The following is a 20,454-nucleotide window of genomic DNA, read 5'->3' as shown; positions in this document are numbered from 1 at the left end:
ATATACAAATAAACTTGTATAAAAACGGGGTATTTCGTAAATTTATGTATGCAAGGCAAGAAGAGTTTTGGACCACAATTATTTGTATCGGTCAATTTATTAGACCTAGTTCCCGAGGATAATTTTTACAGAAAATTGCAAACCGAACTCGATTTAGATTTCATTTATAAAGCAACTCAAAAGTATTATGGTAAGGAAGGACAGGAGAGTATAGATCCTGTAGTTTTCTTTAAGATATTGTTGGTGGGATATTTAAACAATATCAATTCAGATAGACAATTAATTGCTTTTTGTAGTGATAGCTTATCGATACGCTTGTTTTTAGGTTATGATGTACATGAGCAACTTCCTTGGCACAGTACCATTAGCCGAACTCGCGGTTTATATGGCGAAGAAGTGTTTTTAAACTTGTTTAAAGAAGTCTTGAAAATGTGCGTTTCTAAAGGCATGGTTCGTGGAAAACGACAAGCGGTGGACAGCGTTTTCATCAAAGCCAACGCCAGTATGGATAGTTTAGTAGAGAAGGAAGTTTTGGAAGATGTTAGTGCTTTTGTAAACGAATTAGAAGAAAACAGCGAATTTAAAACCACCAGTGCAAGGAAGAAGTTGGTAGAGCAGCACCACGCTTGGAAAGCAGAAGCGTATAAAGGAATGCCTAACGCTACAGGAAAAGACAAAATAGATGAATTTGGGAACATCATTCGTCCAAAATATGTATCGAATCATACGCATTATTCACCTACAGATAGCGATGCTAGAGTGAGTGTAAAACCAGGCAAAGCGCGACAATTAAATTATTTTGGACAAATCGTAGTAGACGATGCGCACCATGTCATTACAGGAGCGTGTTCAGATTTTGCGGATAAAAGAGACAGTCAGTGTTTAGAACAAATTGTAGAACTCACAGAAGAAAACCTAAAGGAAAACGGAATAAAGTTACAAGAACTTTTAGCCGATGGTGGTTACAGCAGTGGAGAATCGTTGGCGTATTTACACGAAAAAAATATCAACGCCTACATACCCAACTTTGGACAATACAAACCCGAGCGCGAAGGATTTACCTTCCACAAAGAAGAAAACTATTACCAATGCACAAAACCCGAAGGCAACCAAGCCAAACTGCTTTTCAAAGGCGAAAAAACCGATAGTAAAGGCTACACCAAACGCACCTACCGAAGCAGTGAAACAGATTGTAAAAACTGTCCACTAAGAGAACCTTGTTGTGGTAAAAGCACCAAGTTCAAAAAGCTAGACGACAGCATCCATAAAGAACATTACGACCGCATGCATCAAAAGCTTACACAGAATGAAAAATATGCCAAAAAAATGTCGAGAATAAGAAGTAAAACAGTCGAACCTGTGATTGGAACGTTAGTCAACTTTACGAACATGAAGAGAGTCAATACACGAGGAATCAAAAACGCAAACAAACACGTATTAATGGCAAGTTTAACGTACAACTTGAAAAAATACTTGCGCTTTACCATCAAAAAATCGAGTATTTTAGCTCAAGTTATTTCCCTAAAACAAGGGAAGTGCTTTGCTTTTATGAAAACAGTCTTTCAAAGCATCAACAACTCAATTTTAAGCACCCCCAATTTTATAATTTTGACCGTTAACTAAAAAACAAACCTCTCTAAAATTGCTTCTAAAGAGGTCAAAATTTTATGTTTTTGAAATAGTATTTCTAAAAATGGGAGTTGTGCAACAGTTACCCCTGTAAACCGCTCTGTAAAAGTAACTAAAAAAAATGATGATTATTGTGGAAAAAAAATTATAAATTAATATTTTTTTTATCATTAATTCAATAAAATGGTATTATTTTAGTAAAAAATTTTTAAAAAAAACAATTTATGAAAAAAATATTTACTCTTTTAAGTGTATTGTCTTTAGCGAGTTTTTCTTATTCCCAAGTAAGTTTAACAGCACTTAATACATCCTATACTCAAGATTTTGATGGTTTAGCAAATTCAGGTACAGGAACAGGTACAAGTACTACAACAGGTTCATCGGGTAGTAAAGTTGTTAGTGTGACTTTTCCAGCTGGGAGTCTCTCTGGATGGTATTTTGTTGAGTCTACCACTAATGCAGATGGAATTTATACAGCAGGTACAGGTAGTTCAACAACTGGTGATACTTATAGCTTTGGTGCTTCTTCTTCTACTGAAAGAGCTTTAGGATCTATTGCAAGTAGTAATTTATTATCAAAGTATGGAGCGCAATTTAAAAATGATACAGGTAATATAATTGATCAATTAGAAATTTCTTACGTTGGTGAAGAATGGAGATTTGACCCAGCTAGAGGTACTACAATTAAAGATCAGATTACTTTCGAATATAGTACAGATGCTACCTCTCTTACTACTGGAACATGGACTTCTGTTAATGCATTAATGTATGAAACTACTAACCTTAGTGGGACTGTAGGGCTAAGGAATGGTAATGATGCAGCTTATAGAACAACTCTATCTAATACTATTTCAGGTTTGAATATTGGAGTTGGTCAAAGTTTTTGGATTCGCTTTGTAGATGTAAATGTTTCTGGGAATGATGATGGTTTAGCAATTGACGATTTTTCTTTAACTCCTAAGAATTCTACTCTTTCTGTTAATGGCATATCAAAAACAAAAAATATTTTCCTTAAAAATACAATAATAGACAATACAATGTCTTTCCAAACCAAAGGTAATGCTTCTGTGAAAGTATATGATGTAAACGGGAAATTGGTGAAATCTAATATGATTTCAGCTCAAAATTCTAATGTAGATGTGTCATCTTTGCCAAAAGGTAATTATGTAGTTACTGCTGAATTAAATGGTGAGAAAGTATCTCTAAAAGTGATTAAAAAATAAATTTAATTTATTTTTATTGAAAAACTAAAGCTAAATGAATTTCATTTAGCTTTTTTTGTTGATAATTAATTAACGTTAAATTAGAATTAAAAAATCCTGTTTATAATATATTATTTGTAATTTTGGGATTGTAAATATAAAAAATAGCTTATGAAAAAAATCTTTACTCTATTAATCGCAGTAATAGGATTTGTTGCTAATGCACAAATTTATTCTGAAAATATTGGTACTATTGCACCATCATCATCTCCTTATCCTACTGTTGCCGATTATACAGGTTATCAAAATGGTATAAGTTCTGGGATTACTTATAGTGGAGATGCGGATGTGCGAATTTCAACTGCATCTACTGGATATTCTGGAGCATCTGGATCAGCAAACGTTTTTTTTACCAATTCAGTAGCGGGTAAATACTTCATGATTTCAGGAATTAATACATCTAGTATTGCCGCTTCTAATTTGGAGATGTCTTTTGGTCATTATAAAAGTGTAACGGGAAGTAATAATGAATTGAAGGTTGAAGTATCTGATTTGACTCAAGCTATACCAGTTTGGACTCAGTTGTCATATACTAGAGCTACAGGTACAGGTACATCAAATTGGACTTTAATAACACCAACAGGTACAATTCCGTCTACTAGTAATTTAGGTATTAGATTTACAAATACAGTCACATCTTCACAGTTTAGAGTAGATGATATTAAAATTTATGATAAAACGGCTCCTGTAATTACAACAAGTTCAACTTTAAATATGAATAATGTAATCGTTAATGAGTCGTCTAGTACAAAAACTTTATCAGTTACAGGAACGAATTTACCATCTAATCCAACGTATACTATTACTGGCACAGATGCATCTATGTTTAATGCGACTGGCACATTAACAACAACTGGAGGGAATTTAAATGTTGTGTTTTCACCAACTTCTACAGGAGCTAAATCAGCAACATTAACTATTACTAGTGGATCAGCAACAGCGAATGTTACTTTAACAGGTAATGCGTTAGACCCTGTTAACCCATATGGTTTAGCAGTAGGAACTCCTGTAACAGGTATTTCTGAAAATTTTCAATCTTATGCAGCTGATGTGACTGCAATAACAGGGTGGACTAATTTTGCTCAAGATATTAGTAAGCTTTGGAGTGTAAAACTTATTTCTGCACTATCTACTAATGCTGCTCAGATGACCGCTTTTGGTGGAACTGGCAATTATATATCATTACTTATTTCTCCAGCAATCAATATTGATCAGATTTCAAAAAATACTGTAAAATTTGATTGGGCTGGAATTTATACTAACGGAGCTACTCTTAATGTTTATTTATTTAAATTGGTGGATGGACAGCCAATGCAAAAAAATCTCTTAAAAACTATTACTACAGGTGATGCTGGTAACGCTGTAGCTTTTAACACAGAAACTCTAGATTTAACTTCATACAGTGGGGTTGGGTTCCTAGCATTTGAATATTTAGGGAATTCTGTTGATTTGAAAACAACAACTTATTATATAGATAATGTAACTATAACATCTAATCTTGCTGTAAACGATTTGAATAAATCAAAAATCAACTTGGTTAAAAATACTGTTGTTAAAGATGTATTGAATTTTGGAGCTAAAGCGAATGTACAGTTTGTTAATATGAATGGACAAGTGGTGAAATCTGCTTCTGTAGAAAATGGTACTGCTTTAGATATTTCTTCTCTAGCGAAAGGGGTTTATATCATCAAAGGAAATGTAAACGGAGAAACAGTTTCTCAGAAAATAGTAAAACAATAATTAAAACTTATTGATATAAAAAAAGGTTGCTCATTTTGAGCAACCTTTTTTTATTTAGTACCAGCCACGTCTGAAATAGCCAATCAGAGCACCTACATTCAAGTTAAAGGTAAATCGTATTCTATTACCGTAATCTTTGAACTTCGGTTCGAAACCAAGGCTCGATTGCATAGGAAAATAAACCTCTATAAAATCTGGAATTAATTTAAATTTAATGCCACTGTCCCATATAAATTTCGCAGAATGTTCATGATTTTTATACAAGCCAAAATCTGCATAAACATCTATCATCTTCCAAACGTTAGCCTCTACATTATGCGTAAGCATCCATTGGTTTACGGTGCCGTTAATATAAGATTTAAACCCGCCTTCTGCCATGATAAACTGTTGAGAAAGAATTCCACTTATTGCACTTTGAGCTAAGAGATTATATGAGAAAGCATAGTTAGAAACTTTAGAAATCCCGATGTCAAAATTATTATTTCTGGTATCATTTCTTAAGAAATAACCTCCATAAAGTCGCAAACTCAGTTTTCTATTTTTGGCATATTCTATTCTGTAGTAGCTTTCTGCAGTAACTTTTGTGTAATCCTCCATGTATTGGAAATTCCCGAAAATATACTTCTCTTTAATCACATTATTGTCTGAATATACAAATCCAAGGTTCCAAATATTGTATTTAGCATAATCATTTTCTGCAATCATTGTTGGGCTTAAATCTCTTTCGAAGAAATTGTAAGAAGCGGATAAAATTCTAGAGATTTCGCTCCTTGGATTTTTATTAAAAGACACGAGCCCAGATAAACTCAGTTTTTTATAGGACAAACCGAAATCATAATTGTATTTTGCTCCAGCCACTCCTAGAGTGATTGTTCTATAAAAACTTTCAGCAGGTTGAATCTTGTAAAATGCATTAAAAGAACCGTTAATATCCTTACTTCCCGTACTGAAAAAAGGAGAAACTAAATACTGAAATTTCTTGTCAATCAAGGATTTGTTTTTAAATCTAATTCCCAGTAGAAATTTATCATAATTATTCCACCCGATTCCCGGAGTAAGATACACCTCGTTGATTTCAGAATTCGGATTGTCAGGAATAATTTTAAATCTTAATTTTTTAGCATTGTCTTTAATTCCTTTGGTATAAAGATAATTATCTCTAAAGTTGTTTTCTGGGAAAGCATATAAATCATTAATGACAAGTTTTACCGCTTCATTATCTGGAATCACATATCCGCATGAGTTTTCTTGATAATTGGTGTCATACCAAAAGGTTTTTTTACTGCCATCTTCATGAAAAGTTTCTAATTTAAAAGGAATATTCTGTGCTGTATTTTTAGAAACATTAATATTGATTACGTTATCTTTTCTCTCAAAATCGTTGAGTTTAAAATTGATTCGCTGTTTTCTTTTGATGTATTTTTCTAAAAATTCAGAAGAATAGCCAGAAGCTACAGTAAGCTGGTCTAGAAACTCTCTTTTGTCTAATTCAGAAGTGTGATTTTTTTCAATAAAACTTTTTAGGAAATTTTCAAAGTAAGAAGTTCCCATTTTTTCGGCAATCAAGGTAAAAAGGCTTCCCGTTTCGAATTGACTAATTGCCATTTCATTAAAATTACTTAAATCCGAAAATTTTTCGTCTATTTTTTGGTCAAGGTTTTGCGCCGTAATGTATTGGTAAGCCAAACCGTATCTTTCAATTAACTTCAGACGAGAAGCGAATGAAAGTTTTAATGGTTTCATTCCCAGTATTTTATAATCAGATAGCGCGCCTAAGATTTTATGATCTGGATAATTTTTTTTCAAATACTGAATTTCTAAATAGGTTTTAAGTCCATTGGTAATCCAGTGATTTTTTTCTTTATCAGAAACGAATAATTGCTCTGCAACTTGTTGAGAAACAATGCTGAAATAATCCATATCTATTTTTTCGGAATCAGTGAATAATTGGAACTTAAATTTCCAAAATTTAATGTCATCATTCCCGAAGAAATCATATTTAGACTTATATTTTTCGTTGATGAAAATTTTTTCAGGCAAAAATCCCGTTTTTTCTTTGATAAAATGAAGATGGAGTGGTAAGTAAAACGCGATTAGTTCTTTTTCTTTTTCGGTCACAGGATAACCCAATTCTACCAAATGCTTTTGTCCGTCAACGATGGTTTCTAGTTGATAATTTTCTTGGTCAGCAATCAGAAATTCTACGTCTCTATTAAGTTTTCCTTCGAAAATATTAGGAGCAATTTCTGTTAAATTACTGCTTATTTTTTGTGTTGAATTTTCAAATTTTACTCTATAATAGGTGTTTACATTTACGTTTTCTTCTAAATCTTTGTAATATTTTTCAAGGAAATTATCTCGGTCAAAACTGTCTGGAACTAAGAAAAAATATTTGAGCAAAGTATTGTTTTTCCCTATTCCATAACCTGTAAACTGAGCACTCGGTAAAATCACAGAATATTCAATAGAGAATTCAGTAGAGTTATTGGGTGCTAAAGGTTTTGGCAGTTTTATAAAAAGATTTTCATCATCTAAGACGCCTTCATACGGTTTTTTGTCAATCATCAGATAAACCAGTCTGCCCCTTTCATTGGGTTTTGCGTAGTATAAATCTTTTTTTCGATCTTCTATTTTTCTTCTAACTAGTGGTGTGTTTCTGCTTTTATATGCTGCCGTGAAATTCTGAAGTTTAATATGAGTAAGTGTATTTTCAGATTTGTTCTGATAATAGATTTTTTCTTTCACAGAAAGTGTTCCTGCTGAAATTTTTGCATCAATAATGATAGAGTCTTTTTGCGAAAAAACAAAAAGATTAAGCAGTAAACACAGTAAAATGATAGTTTTCTTCGTCATTGAATTTAGATATTCAAATATAGAGAGAAACTATTAAAATTGCTTATATAAATCTGAAAAAATATTACAATTTATCAACAATTTTAGATTTTTATTGATAAAGGAATTTGGGAATCACAATTCTTTTTTGGGGTAAATATTTTATGCAGAAAAAATCGGAAGTTTTTATCTTTTTTGATTACAAGAACGGTAAAATAATATGCCAAATTCCCACAGTAATTAATGAAACAGGAATTCCCACCGCAACCATTAAATTACAAAATTTAGGTTCTAAATCATGAGCCGAAGCAATAATCGCTGCTGTAATCATAGGCGCCATTGCAGCTTCTAAAATACAAATGTCTATTACATCTCCACTTTGATGGAAAATATATTTGTAAATCACTAAAATTAATAAAGGTAAAAGAACGAGCTTGAAAAGTAAACCGATGAAAAGGTGAAATCCTTCTTTTTTCTCAATTTTTTTCCATTGCATTTGGCTTCCTACAGAAACTAAAGCGAGTGGAACAGTAGTTGCACCTAGTTTCATTAAAACTTCGTCAAAATCTTTTGGAATTTCTATGGAGAAAATATTCAGCAACAAAGCAATTACAAATGCAATAAATGGCGGAAATTTTAAAATTTTAGAAAGATGTTTGAGCATAGAATCTTTGCTCCCAGAATAAAAATTGGCGACTAAAATTCCTACAGTAGAAAGCGCGACAAATCCGGGTTGGTCTACCAACATCACCGTTTTTAAACCTTCTTCTCCATACATGGCCTGAATTAAAGGAATGCCTACAAAAGAAGTATTTCCGAAACCTGCGCACATAATTAATGCGCCAATTAAGGATGATTTCCAACCGAAAATTTTTCCTAATCCTGCAAAGAATAAAATCGCAGCAAAAATTCCTATCCAAACCACTAAAACTGGATAAATCACCGAGCTGTTGAGTTCTATTTTTGAAATATAATACAGCGAAAATGCAGAAAGTGAAATATTAATCACAAATGCATTCAATGAGGTGTGAAAATTCTCGGGAATTATTTTAGACTTTTTTAAAATAATTCCTATGATCAGACAGACAAAAAGTAAAATTAAGTTGCTCAATTTCTTTAGCTAGACGTATAAATAAATAGATAAAAAGTGACAGAAACTACCTGCTAAAACAAAAAAATGGAAAATAGCATGATTGAATTTTATTTTCTTAATGCTATATAAAATAGCACCAATCGTATATAAAACTCCGCCAAGAATTAGGTAAAATACTCCTTTTTCGTGTAAACTGGCGGTTAAGTCTTGGAAATAAAAAACAATCAACCAACCCATTAAAACGTACATCGCCGTAGAAACAACTTTAAATCTTCCCGTGAAAAATAATTTGAGAATAATTCCTGTAAAAGCCATTACCCAAACCATCGAAAAAATAAGCCAACCTGTTTCACCGTTTAAGCTTACTAGAGTAAAAGGCGTATAACTTCCTGCGATAAGAACATAAATAGCGGCATGGTCGAAAACTTTGAGTTTAAATCTCTTTTGAGGTTCCTTTGAAGCGTGATAAAGGGTGGAAGCTAGGTATAATATAATTAAACTCACCCCAAAAATTGGGAAACTAATCATCATCCAGATATTGTCTTGTTGCACCGCTTTAATGATTAATAAAACCAATGCGATGATGCTCAAAAAAATCCCGAAAGCATGAGACCAAATGTTTAATTTTTCTTCGGTAGGCGAATAGAATTGTATGTTCGTTTTTTTATCCATTTAGAGAGATTTTAGGTAGGCGTTCCAAGATTCTAGTTTGTATAGTTTTGCAGATTTTTCTACATTTTCAGCTTTATAAATTCCTCGACCTACAATTACGAAATCTGTATGTAAATTTTTGAAAACATGTTCTGGTGTATTGTACTGTTGACCTTTGTCATCGCCTTTGGAACTGATATTTACTCCTGGCGTAAAAAGTAAAACATTAGCAGGAACTTTGTTTTGAGCCACACAACCGATAATATTTGGATGTGTTTCTACTATTTTTAAAGCTTCTGTTCTATAATTTTGGTCAGTCAATGCACCTTTTGAAGACATAGAAAGAATAGCAATTACCCCAGAATTCATGAAACAATCAATACTTTGATAGCCAGCAATCACGTGAGAAGTAACCAAATCTGCCCAATGCGAAATTTTATACATTCCGCCTCTGTATTGTAATTCCTGAGTATTTCCGATGTCGCCAAATTTTCGGTCTTCCATCAAAAGGAAATTATGCTTGGTTGCTAAATCTTTTAGCGGAAGAATGGTCTTGTCACTATCAAAATCAGAAATCATGTCAATATGCGTTTTTAGAGCTACAATATGTGGCCCTACTTGTTCTGCAAATTCTAGCAACTCTTTGGTAGTGGTAACATCTGCAGAAGCGATAAGGTTAGATTGTTTAGAAATAGCAATTTCTAAGATTTTTTTGCCAACAGAATGTTCGCAATTTTCTAATTTTTGTTCGTAAGAAAGTCTTTTTTCTTCTTTGAATTCAATTTTGTTTCCTGCGATAAATTCATTAATTCTTAAAACTTCTTCTTCCGTAAGATGGTCTACTTCTTTTAAAATTTCTACCACTTCAGAAATGCTGAAAAGGGTATGAACATGATAACCTTTTTCTTGCAAAAGTTGCTTTCCGCCTTGTTCACGGTCCAGAACCACTACAATATCAGAAACTTTTAACCCTTCATTTTCTACTTCGGCGATGGTTTCTACCAAAGATTTTCCAGAAGTAATTACATCTTCTACCAGTAGACAGTTTTGTCCAGATTTATAAATGCCTTCAATGAGTTTTTTGGTTCCGTATTCTTTAGCTTCTTTTCTCTTGATAATCAATGGGATATAGCTTTCTAAAGACATAGCGGTTGCCATAGGTAATGCAGCGTAAGGAACACCGCAGATCACATCAAAATTATCTAAAGGAAGCATTTCTAAAAGATAATTGGCCAAATGTTTTAAGATTTTTGGCTCAGAAGCGAGCGGTCTTAAATCTACATAGAATGGGCTTTCGATGCCGGATTTCAATGTAAATCTGCCGAATTTTATAATCCCAAGTTTATAACATTCTAAGAAGAATTCTTTTTTACTTTCCATTTTACTTTTTTACTTTTTACAAAGGTAAGATTTTTATAAGTACGAAGAGTAAAGTTGGAAACATGAAGTTAGCCACTGAAATAGAATTTTGAATCAAATGTTTCAGATATTTCTCATTAATAAAAACGTCATCATTGATTTTGTTAATGAAAAATTGATAGTGTTCCCGTACTTTTTTGCTATTTTTGGAAAATTCAATTTTTTTAAAATTAAATCTATTATATATGAAAAAATTAGTTCAATGGGCTTTTGTAGCCATCGCTTTTTCTGCGGTTACCTCTTGTGTAGCGGTAGTGGGAAATACAGCGCAACCAACAGTAAATGTAGAATCTACAGATTATGGTAAACCTTCTGATGTTACTGCAAATGCAGGTGCTTTCAAAATAAAAACACTGAAACATAATTATGATGCTTTTTCAAAATATGTAGATGCGAAGACTATGTACATTCACTTTTCTAAGCATTATGTAGGATATTTGAACAACTTAAATAAAGCGGTGGAAGGAAAACCACAAGCAAATATGACGATAGAAGAAGTGTTGAAAACTCTTGATACCAGCAATGCTACATTAAGAAATAATGCGGGAGGTTACTACAATCACAATTTGTATTTTGATTTGATGACTCCGAATTCAACAGGAAAACCAACTGGGAAATTAGCGGACGCCATCAATAGAGATTTTGGAAGTTTTGAAAATTTTAAAAAGCAGTTTTCTGATGCAGGAGCGAAACAATTTGGTTCTGGTTGGGCTTGGTTAGTTACCGATGCTTCAGGAAAATTGAAAGTAGGAAGTACCGCAAATCAGGATAATCCTTTGATGCCGGGAATGTCTATTTCTGGAACTCCAGTTTTGGCAATGGACGTTTGGGAACACGCTTATTATTTGAAATATCAAAACAAAAGAGCAGATTATATAGAAGCTTTCTTTAATGTAATCGATTGGAACGTGGCTTCTGATTACTACGAAAAAGCAATGAAATAATAAAGAAAAGGCACTCGATTGAGTGTCTTTTTTATTGCTTTAAAATTATATATCTTTACAGAAATTCAAAAAAATCAGCATGAAAAAATCATTTTCTTTGTTCTTTATTCTTTGCTCATTATTCTTTTTTAGCCAAATTTCAGAGCAGAAACTAGACGAACTCATCCAAAAAACCATCACTACTTTTGATGTTCCCGGAATGTCTGTTGGCGTGTTAAAAGACGGAAAAGTCATCTATTCTAAAGGCTTCGGAGTACGTTCTCTTAACAATAAATTACCCATGACGCCAGAAACTTTGGTGGGAATTGCTTCTAATTCTAAAGGTTTTACTTGCACTGCTTTAGCAATTTTAGCAGACGAAGGAAAACTCAATTGGGATGATAAAGTGACCAAATTTTTACCAGATTTCAAAATGTATGACGATTATGTAACCCGAGAAATCACCATCAAAGATTTGGTGACACATAGAGCTGGACTTGGTCTCGGACAAGGAGATTTAATGTTTTTTCCTGAAGGTGGTAATATTTCTTCAGAACAATTAATTCATAATGTTCGCTACTTAAAACCAGCGCATTCTTTCAGAAATACAATGGATTACAACAATATTATGTTTATTGTAGCGGGAGAAATTATTCATAAAATTTCTGGAAAAACCTGGGCAGAATTCATCGAAGAAAGAATTATGAAACCTGTTGGGATGAACTCAAGTTTCGGTTCTTATAACCGTGCAAAATCTATTGAAAATAAAATTGATGCACATGCTCCAGTCAATGGAAAAGCAGTTGCTGTTCCTCACGATTGGAATGAAACTGCCAATGCAGCTGGGGGAATTTTGAGCAACATTACTGACATGACGACTTGGGCAAATTTCTTAATGAATGGCTTTGTAACCAAAGACGGAAAACGTTTGGTTTCTGAGAAAAACGCAAATATTTTGTGGCAAATTCAACAACCGATTCCTATGGCTGCTAAAAATCCTTATGATACTAAATTTTACGGTTATGGTTTAGGTTGGTTTATTTCTGATGTAAAAGGTCATCGCCAGATTCAGCATACAGGTGGTTTAATTGGTACAGTTACACAATTTACGTTAATTCCAGATTTGAATTTAGGAATTGTAGTGCTCACGAATCAACAACAAGGGGTGGCTTTTAACACGATTACCAATACGGTAAAAGATGCGTATTTAGGAATTGAAGACAGAAATTGGTTGAAAACCTATGCAGAAAGATATGCAAAAGGCAATGCACAATATGACAAAGAAAAAGCTGAAACTTATGCTAAAGTTGCTGCTTATCAAAAAGATAGAAGTGCAAAATTGACTCCAGAGCAATTTGTAGGAACTTATAGAGATGCTTGGTTTGGTGATGTAGTGATTTCTAAAGAAAAGAAAGGTTTTAGAATTATTTGTAAATCTTCTGAAAGATTAAAAGGCGAAATTTTGCCTTATTCTAGAGATACTTTCGTAATAAAATGGGACGATAGAAGTTATGATGCAGATGCATTTTTCACCTTTACTTTCGATGAAAACGGAAAAGCAGTTTCTGCCAAAATGAAACCGATTTCAGATGTTACCGATTTCTCTTTTGATTTTGGAGATTTGGATTTGAAGAAAGTAGATTAATACTTATTAAATATTAAAAATCGGGAAAATTACTTCCCGATTTTTTGTTTTTATAATGTTCATATTTATTTCAAATACAAGTCAAAATAATCCGTAACCTTTTGCATTAAATGTACTCTGTCTTTCCCAGAAACATTGTGAGGATGACCAGGATAAACGAAATAATCTAACTGAACGCCTTTGTCAACTGCAGATTTCAGGAATTTTACAGAATGTTGCCAAACCACTACATCATCTTGCGCACCGTGAATCATGAGTAATTTTCCTTTCAAGTTTTGAACTTTGTCTAAAAGATTAGCTTTTGCGTAACCTTCAGGATTTTCTTTTGGCGAATCCATGTAACGTTCTGTATACATAATTTCGTACAGAGTCCAATCGATTACAGGTCCACCTGCAACTCCCGCTTTGAAAACTTCAGGATATTTCAGCATAAAACTTGTGGTCATAAATCCACCGAAACTCCAACCGTGAATTCCCATTTTTTCAGCATTTACAAAAGGCAAAGATTTTAAATATTCTACACCTTTTAATTGGTCTTTCATTTCAGTTTCACCTAGATTTCTGAAAACGGCTTGTTCAAATTGCATTCCTCTATTAGAAGAGCCCCTTCCGTCCATTGTGAAGACAATGTAGCCACGTTGCGCCATGTATTCGTACCAAAGATTTCCAGAAGCTGGGAAGTTATTGGTAACCAATTGTAAATGAGGCCCATTGTATAAATAGACAATTACAGGATATTTTTTAGTTTTATCAAAATCAGTAGGTAAAATCAGTTTTCCATAGAGTGGAGTTCCGTCGTCTGCTTTTAGTGTGATATTCTGAATGTCAGGTCTTTGGAAGTTTTTCAGTGGGTTTTCTGCCGTTAAAATATTTTTGGTTTGAAGCGTTTGCGTATTGATAATATTTGCAATTCTTGGCGTAGAAGCATTGGCAAAAACATCATACAAATGTGTTCCGTCTTTGCTTAAAATTCCGTTGTGAATACCAGCATCTTTGTCTAATCTGGTGATTTTAGTCGTTTGCCAATTTACTTTGTACAAATGTTTTTCAAGCGGCGTTTCTTTGGTCGAAGAGATGTGAATTTCTTTTTTCTTTTCATTAAAACCTAGAATTTCGTTTACCAACCAATCTCCTTTTGTAATTTGTTTTACCAAACCTTTGTCTGTATTGTACCAAAACAAATGATTGTAACCCGTTCTTTGGCTTTGCCAGATAAAATCTTTATTTGAGCCAGGTAAAAATGTTAATGGATGCTGAGGTTCTACATATTTTTCATCTTTTTCTTCGAAGAGTGTTTTAATAAAATTTCCAGTTTCTGCATCATATTGATTTAGTTTCATATGGTTTTGAGCTCTATTAAGAACCGCTACGAAAATAGATTGAGAATCAGGGCTCCAAGTTACGCTGGTTAAATATTGCTCTTTGTCGCCTTCAATGTTTAAGAATTTTTTAGTTTGAGTTTTTGCATCAAAAATTCCGATGGAAACTTCGTGAGATTTATTTCCAGCCATCGGATATTTCATGTTATGGTTTTCTGCAGGCGTTACGCTCCAATCGATGATAGGGTAGTCGGTAACCATGCTTTGATCCATTCTGTAAAATGCAATTTTTTGAAAATTTGGCGCTGCAAAAATTCCTCCATCAATTCCAAATTCATTTCGGTGAACCGATTGTCCGTTGATGATATTTTCGTTTTGGTCATCGGTTATTTTCAGCGTCTTTCCATTAATATTAACAAAAAGATTATTTTTAATGGTGTAAATAATCGTTTGATTGTCAGGGAGAATTTGAGCGTTTTCCGCATCCTCAGGAATAGAAGCGAATTCGGTTTTTTGCCAAGAATTCCCCGTTTTTTGAAGCCAAAAATATTTTCCTTTTTGGGAGAAATATGCTTTAGAATTGTTCAAAAATTTCAGTGGAGAAAGAGCTTTCAGTTTTTGGTCTGCATTTAGATTTTGATTCACTTGATATATAGAAACCAAAGTATCCGTCTTGTTGGTCGCAATATCTGTGATGAGATAAGCGTTTTTAACCATTTGAAGGTAAGATTTGCCATCATTGCTGAAAGAAAAATCTCTGATGTTTTTTACGGCAAGATTGGTTCTAAGTCCTAAAACAGCATCGTTCATGGTAAATTGCTGCGTTTGCGAAAAACCACAAACTGAAGCCAAAACCAATGTTCCTAATATTTTTTTTAAGTTCATAGATGTTGAAAAATTTTAACGGTAAATGTATGTTAATTCATTAATTTCTGAAGAATTTTATAAATGTTCTTTGTATAAAATCGTGAGATTATCTTTTTCTGATTTTTTATTCCATTGATATTGATGCGTCCAATAAGCGATTTTAGTAGATAAAATTCCTAATCCAGCCCCAAAAATCACGTCGCTCCAATAATGTTTGTCGTGAGCAATTCTCAAAATGCCCACTCCAGTTGCTACAGAATAAGCAACATAGGGCACCCAACGGTAATTATCACCATATTCCATAGAAAGCATTGTAGCACCTGCAAAAACATTCGCAGTATGACCGCTAGGGAAACCAAATTCATTGCTTCCATCGGGGCGAGGCTTTTTAATCGCTTTTTTCAAAATATAAGTACTGCCAAAAACAAGAATTTCAGATTTTGCCAAAATAGCAGTTCTGTTCCAGAAGTCGGTTTTAGGTTTCATTCCTGCCCACTCAAAAGCGTAAAGTGAAATATGAGGCGCAAATTGAAGGTAATCTTCGGGATAATCTCCAAAAGCCAAGAAATTTTTGTTTTCTGTAACACTGAAATCTCTATTTTCTGTAGTTAAAACGATGCTTCCTGCTGTCATTAAAGTAGCAGGGATAATGAGTTGTTTTGAAGTGAATTTTGGTTTTTCTGAAAAAACTAAACTGTCTTTCTTTTGCGAAAAAAGAAAATTTGAAAAAACCAAAAATGCTAAAAGTATGTTCCTCATTTTTTTAACGCAATGGCGTAAAATTATTTTTAAAATTAAAATGTTTTGAAGTCGCAAGAAAATCAGAGATTTTCAAAAATTAATTTTCAACAGCTTTCTTTTTCAAGAATTTATACGTTTCTATTTGACTGCGGAATGGTTTTTTTTCGTTTTTTACATATTTATTACTCAATTCCTCATCTAGAAATCTGGCTTTTACGTTGCCTTTCAATTGAAGTTCCAGTAAATCTTTTAGCTCTTTTTTAAGATTTTTTTGATTCACTTTTACAGCAGCTTCTATTCTGTAATCTAGGTTTCGAGTCATCCAATCCGCAGAAGAAAGATAAACATCTTCACTGCCTTTATTGTAAAAATACATCACTCTAGAATGTTCTAAATACTCATCTACAATGCTGATGGCATGAATCTTTTTCTTGAACGTTTTCTGCTCTACTGCACAGAAAATTCCACGAACAATCATTTTAATTTCCACGCCAGCTTCCGCTGCTTCATAAAGTTTTTTAATTAGACCTTTATCAGAAAGTGAATTTACTTTTATAATCATTTCGGCTTTTCTGCCTGCTTTTGCTTCTTCAATTTCTTTATCAATATGCCAAACAATTTTTTCTCTCATGAAGTGTGGACAAACCAATAAATGATTGCAAGATTTCAATGCTAAAACGGGGTCTATTTTTGGTTTTCTGAATACATTAAAAACTTTATTAATATCTGCCATAATTGCTCTGTTAGAAGTCATGAGCAAATGGTCTACATAGATTTTAGCTGTTTTTTCGTTGAGGTTTCCAGTGCTTACAAATCCATATTGAATGGTCTTATTGTTCACTCTTTTTTTGATGACACAGAGTTTTGCATGCACTTTTTTATTCGGTAATCCCACTAGAACTTTTACACCTTCTTCTTCTAACCTTTCTTTCCATTCTAGGTTATTTTCTTCATCAAATCTTGCGCGTAATTCTAGCATTACGGTGACTTCTTTTCCGTTTCTCACGGCATTAATCAATGCGTTTACAATTTTAGAATTGCTGGCTAATCTGTAAGCCGTGATTTGAATAGACTTTACATCAGGATCCATTGCAGCTTCTCTCAGCAAGTCAATAACTGGTGTAAAAGTGTGATAAGGAAAGGTAAGAAGCACATCTTTTTTTACGATAACATCTGTAATTCTGCCTTCATGGTCAAATTCTGGATGCGTAAAAGAACTTCTCTCTATTGGTTTTTCATAATTTTTAAAAACATCAGGAAAATCCATAAAATGTCTGAAATTATGAATTTTTTGCCCTGGAATAATGCTGTCTCTTTTGGTAAGATTGAGTTTTTTGATGAGAAATTCCACCAAAGATTTATCCATGTCTTTGTCAAAAACAAAACGGGTAGGTTTTCCTTTTCTTCTAGATTTAATTCCTTTTTCAATTTTTTCTACAAAGCTGGTTCTGATGTCATTATCGAGGTCAAATTCTGCATCTTTGGTCACCTTAAAAGAATTTGCTTTGAAATCATCATACCCGAAATAGGAGAAAATGTGCGGTAAATTAAAGGCGATAACATCTTCTAGAAGCATTATGTCAGTTTCTTCAGGATTTTCTGGTGGCAAAATGACAAATCTTCCATTGGCTCTGGTCGGAACTTCTATAATGGCGAATTTAGTGCTGAATTTCCAATCTTTTCTGCGCATTGCAATGCCTAGATATAGGCTTTTTTCTCGCAAATAAGGCAGTGGTACATGGTCTTGAAGCAGAATAGGAATGACGTTGCTTTCTACTTCTTCGTCAAAATATTTTTTAACAAATTCCTTTTGTTTTTCGGTGAGTTTTTTAGGAGTTTTAATGAAAACTTTTTGCTCTGCCATTTCTTCTTGGATTTTGTCCCAAGTTTTTTCAAAATCTTCTTGTTGTTTGATGACAATTTTATTGATTTTGTCCAAAATTCTTTGAGGCTTGTCAAAAAACGTCTCTACTGCAAGTTTTTCTTTCAGTTCTAGGGCTCGTTTTAGTCCCGCAACTCGCACTCGGAAAAACTCATCTAGATTATTAGAAAAAATCCCTAAAAATCTAATTCTCAGGTGTAATGGAACGGTTTCGTCCATCGCTTCTTGCAAAACTCTTGCATTAAAACCTAACCAGGTAATGTCTCTAGGATTGAATTGTGGCATATCTGTAAAAAGTTTTATCCAAATATAATGATAAACACGGGAATAGAGAAGTGAAATTGAGAATTTAAAAGATGACAGTTTTTAAGAAAATGTCAATTTGTCACAATTTTCTCAATGGTATAAAATTGGAGAAATCCAAGTCAAATTAGTTAAGTAAAAAATAAAATATAAATATTATGAGCAAAATTATCGGAATTGATTTAGGTACGACCAACTCTTGCGTTGCGGTAATGGAAGGTAAAGATCCTGTAGTTATCCCAAATGCAGAAGGTAAAAGAACCACACCATCTATTGTAGCATTTACAGAAGATGGAGAAAGAAAAGTGGGTGATCCTGCAAAAAGACAAGCAGTAACTAATCCTACTAAAACCGTTTATTCTATCAAGAGATTTATCGGAACACAGTTTTCTAAAGATAAAGAAGAAATTTCTAGAGTTCCATATCCTGTTGTAGCAGGTCCTAATGATACCATAAAAGTAAAAGTAGACGATAGAGAATATACAGCACAAGAAATTTCTGCAATGATTCTTCAGAAAATGAAGAAAACAGCTGAAGATTTCTTAGGGCAAGAAGTAACCAGAGCGGTAATTACGGTTCCTGCTTACTTTAACGATGCACAGAGACAAGCGACTAAAGAAGCTGGTGAAATTGCAGGTCTTAAAGTAGAAAGAATCATCAACGAACCTACTGCTGCAGCTTTAGCTTACGGTTTAGATAAAGTAGGCAAGAAAGACCTAAATGTAGTGGTTTTCGACTGTGGTGGTGGTACCCATGACGTTTCTGTACTAGAAATGTACGAAGTAGATGGTAACGCATCTTTCGAAGTAAAAGCAACTGATGGTGATACACACCTTGGTGGTGACGACTTTGATAACGTAATCATCGACTGGATGGCAGATGAATTCAAATCTGAAGAAGGGGTAGATTTAAAATCTGATGCAATTGCACTTCAACGTTTAAAAGAAGCTGCTGAAAAAGCAAAAATTGAATTGTCTTCTTCTACTCAAACTGAAATCAATTTACCATATATCACTGCTACTGCAACTGGTCCTAAACACTTAGTGAAAACATTGACCAGAGCTAAATTTGAGCAACTAGCACATGATTTAATCCAAAGAACCATCGAACCATGTAAAACGGCTCTTAGAAATGCTGGAATGAGCACTTCTGATATTGATGAAATCATCTTAGTAGGTGGTTCTACCAGAATTCCTGCAATTCAAGAAGCAGTAGAAAAATTCTTCGGAAAATCGCCTTCAAAAGGAGTAAATCCAGACGAAGTAGTAGCAATTGGTGCTGCAATTCAAGGGGGAGTTTTAACAGGTGATGTAAAAGACGTTCTTTTATTAGACGTAACTCCGCTTTCTTTAGGTATCGAAACTATGGGTTCAGTTTTCACTAAATTAATTGAAGCGAATACTACCATTCCTACTAAAAAGTCTGAAGTTTTCTCTACTGCAAGCGATAATCAGCCTGCGGTAACCATCAGAGTAGGACAAGGGGAAAGACCAATGTTTAATGATAACAAAGAAATTGGTAGATTTGATTTAGTAGATATTCCACCTGCACCAAGAGGAGTTCCACAAATTGAGGTAACTTTTGATATCGATGCAAACGGTATTCTACACGTTTCTGCTAAAGATAAAGGAACTGGTAAAGAGCAATCTATCAAAATCCAAGCATCTTCTGGACTTTCTGATGCAGAAATCGAAAGAATGAAAAAAGAAGCAGAAGAAAATGCAGCAGCAGATGCGAAGAGAAAAGAAGATGTAGAAACCATCAATAAAGCAGATGGAATGATTTTCCAAACTGAAAAACAATTAAAAGAATTTGGAGAAAAATTATCTGCAGATAAAAAAGCAGCAATCGAAGCAGCACACGCAGAACTGAAAACAGCTTACGAAACCAAAGATGCAGATGCTATTAAACCTAAGTTAGAAGCATTAGATGCAGCTTGGATGGCCGCTTCAGAAGAATTGTACAAAGCAACTCAAGAAGCACAGCCGCAGCAAGAATCTGCAGGAGCAAATGTACAAGATGCAGACTTTGAAGAAGTGAAATAAACTTCATTTAAATATAAAGCAAACCGCGCCCAATTGGGTGCGGTTTTTTTATTTATAATAAGATTTGTATAGTCTTATTATGGTCTTTGTTTTTTGATTCGTT

At 33.6% G+C, this 20,454-nt stretch carries 13 protein-coding genes; 6 read left to right on the top strand and 7 right to left on the bottom strand.

Translation table 11 applies throughout. The features are described from left to right. The first annotated feature begins 48 nt into the window (after positions 1–48). The 3 genes from N7277_RS00355 (at position 49) to N7277_RS00345 (ending at position 4,631) form a co-directional block, all read left to right on the top strand. Positions 49–1,623 carry an IS1182 family transposase gene (locus N7277_RS00355; RefSeq protein WP_274779812.1) on the top strand — a complete coding sequence of 525 codons (1,575 nt, stop codon included), beginning with the start codon at positions 49–51 and terminating at the stop codon, positions 1,621–1,623. Between the two features lie 260 nt (positions 1,624–1,883). Further along, positions 1,884–2,852, top strand: coding sequence for a T9SS type A sorting domain-containing protein (locus N7277_RS00350; RefSeq protein ID WP_274779811.1), 969 nt, complete (start codon positions 1,884–1,886; stop codon positions 2,850–2,852). Between the two features lie 150 nt (positions 2,853–3,002). Then, positions 3,003–4,631, top strand: a complete 1,629-nt coding sequence (locus N7277_RS00345) for a T9SS type A sorting domain-containing protein (protein ID WP_274779810.1) — start codon at positions 3,003–3,005, stop codon at positions 4,629–4,631. A 54-nt stretch (positions 4,632–4,685) separates the two neighbouring features. Here the strand turns inward: N7277_RS00345 and N7277_RS00340 are convergent, their stop codons facing one another. The 4 genes from N7277_RS00340 to pyrF form a co-directional block, all read right to left on the bottom strand. Then, the gene (locus tag N7277_RS00340) at positions 4,686–7,484 is read right to left on the bottom strand and encodes an aminopeptidase (protein WP_274779809.1); all 2,799 of its coding nucleotides are present in this window, start codon (positions 7,482–7,484) and stop codon (positions 4,686–4,688) included. A gap of 178 nt (positions 7,485–7,662) precedes the next feature. Further along, positions 7,663–8,574, bottom strand: a complete 912-nt coding sequence (locus N7277_RS00335; protein WP_274779808.1) for an AEC family transporter — start codon at positions 8,572–8,574, stop codon at positions 7,663–7,665. Positions 8,575–8,583: 9 nt separating this feature from the next. Continuing rightward, complete coding sequence (gene trhA, locus N7277_RS00330) at positions 8,584–9,228, bottom strand: PAQR family membrane homeostasis protein TrhA (protein ID WP_274779807.1); 645 nt, start codon at positions 9,226–9,228, stop codon at positions 8,584–8,586. After that, positions 9,229–10,587, bottom strand: a complete 1,359-nt coding sequence (gene pyrF / locus N7277_RS00325) for an orotidine-5'-phosphate decarboxylase (RefSeq protein WP_274779806.1) — start codon at positions 10,585–10,587, stop codon at positions 9,229–9,231. 224 nt (positions 10,588–10,811) lie between these two features. Here pyrF and N7277_RS00320 point away from each other — a divergent pair, with 224 nt between their 5' ends. Further along, positions 10,812–11,570: a superoxide dismutase gene (locus N7277_RS00320; protein ID WP_274779805.1), complete on the top strand. Its 759-nt coding sequence runs from the start codon at positions 10,812–10,814 to the stop codon at positions 11,568–11,570. A 79-nt stretch (positions 11,571–11,649) separates the two neighbouring features. Continuing rightward, on the top strand, positions 11,650–13,194 hold the full coding sequence (locus tag N7277_RS00315; protein WP_274779804.1) for a serine hydrolase: 1,545 nt from the start codon (positions 11,650–11,652) through the stop codon (positions 13,192–13,194). A 65-nt stretch (positions 13,195–13,259) separates the two neighbouring features. On the opposite strand, the gene N7277_RS00310 is transcribed toward N7277_RS00315, so the two are convergent. From N7277_RS00310 to ppk1, 3 genes are all read right to left on the bottom strand, one after another. Beyond that, a complete protein-coding gene (locus N7277_RS00310; protein ID WP_274779803.1) occupies positions 13,260–15,398 on the bottom strand; it encodes a S9 family peptidase in 2,139 nt (712 codons plus the stop codon). A 57-nt stretch (positions 15,399–15,455) separates the two neighbouring features. Further along, positions 15,456–16,139: a phosphatase PAP2 family protein gene (locus N7277_RS00305; protein ID WP_274779802.1), complete on the bottom strand. Its 684-nt coding sequence runs from the start codon at positions 16,137–16,139 to the stop codon at positions 15,456–15,458. A gap of 79 nt (positions 16,140–16,218) precedes the next feature. Beyond that, on the bottom strand, positions 16,219–18,288 hold the full coding sequence (ppk1, locus tag N7277_RS00300; RefSeq protein ID WP_274779801.1) for a polyphosphate kinase 1: 2,070 nt from the start codon (positions 18,286–18,288) through the stop codon (positions 16,219–16,221). Between the two features lie 176 nt (positions 18,289–18,464). Between ppk1 and dnaK the strand changes: the two genes are divergently transcribed. Further along, entirely contained in the window at positions 18,465–20,351 is a 1,887-nt protein-coding gene (dnaK, locus tag N7277_RS00295) for a molecular chaperone DnaK (protein ID WP_274779800.1), read from the top strand. Positions 20,352–20,454 lie beyond the last annotated feature (103 nt).

It is taken from the genome of Cloacibacterium sp. TD35, from assembly GCF_028864635.1.
Classification (GTDB): domain Bacteria; phylum Bacteroidota; class Bacteroidia; order Flavobacteriales; family Weeksellaceae; genus Cloacibacterium.
This window is presented reverse-complemented; position numbering and strand designations above follow the sequence as displayed.

Bases quoted from the DNA above. Each gene is read 5' to 3' on its own strand.
- N7277_RS00355 (WP_274779812.1), top strand. From the start codon at position 49: ATGCAAGGCAAGAAGAGTTTTGGACCACAATTATTTGTATCGGTCAAT.
- N7277_RS00345 (WP_274779810.1), top strand. From the start codon at position 3,003: ATGAAAAAAATCTTTACTCTATTAATCGCAGTAATAGGATTTGTTGCT.
- N7277_RS00340 (WP_274779809.1), bottom strand. From the start codon at position 7,484: ATGACGAAGAAAACTATCATTTTACTGTGTTTACTGCTTAATCTTTTT.
- trhA (WP_274779807.1), bottom strand. From the start codon at position 9,228: ATGGATAAAAAAACGAACATACAATTCTATTCGCCTACCGAAGAAAAA.
- pyrF (WP_274779806.1), bottom strand. From the start codon at position 10,587: ATGGAAAGTAAAAAAGAATTCTTCTTAGAATGTTATAAACTTGGGATT.
- N7277_RS00320 (WP_274779805.1), top strand. From the start codon at position 10,812: ATGAAAAAATTAGTTCAATGGGCTTTTGTAGCCATCGCTTTTTCTGCG.
- N7277_RS00315 (WP_274779804.1), top strand. From the start codon at position 11,650: ATGAAAAAATCATTTTCTTTGTTCTTTATTCTTTGCTCATTATTCTTT.
- N7277_RS00310 (WP_274779803.1), bottom strand. From the start codon at position 15,398: ATGAACTTAAAAAAAATATTAGGAACATTGGTTTTGGCTTCAGTTTGT.
- N7277_RS00305 (WP_274779802.1), bottom strand. From the start codon at position 16,139: ATGAGGAACATACTTTTAGCATTTTTGGTTTTTTCAAATTTTCTTTTT.
- ppk1 (WP_274779801.1), bottom strand. From the start codon at position 18,288: ATGCCACAATTCAATCCTAGAGACATTACCTGGTTAGGTTTTAATGCA.
- dnaK (WP_274779800.1), top strand. From the start codon at position 18,465: ATGAGCAAAATTATCGGAATTGATTTAGGTACGACCAACTCTTGCGTT.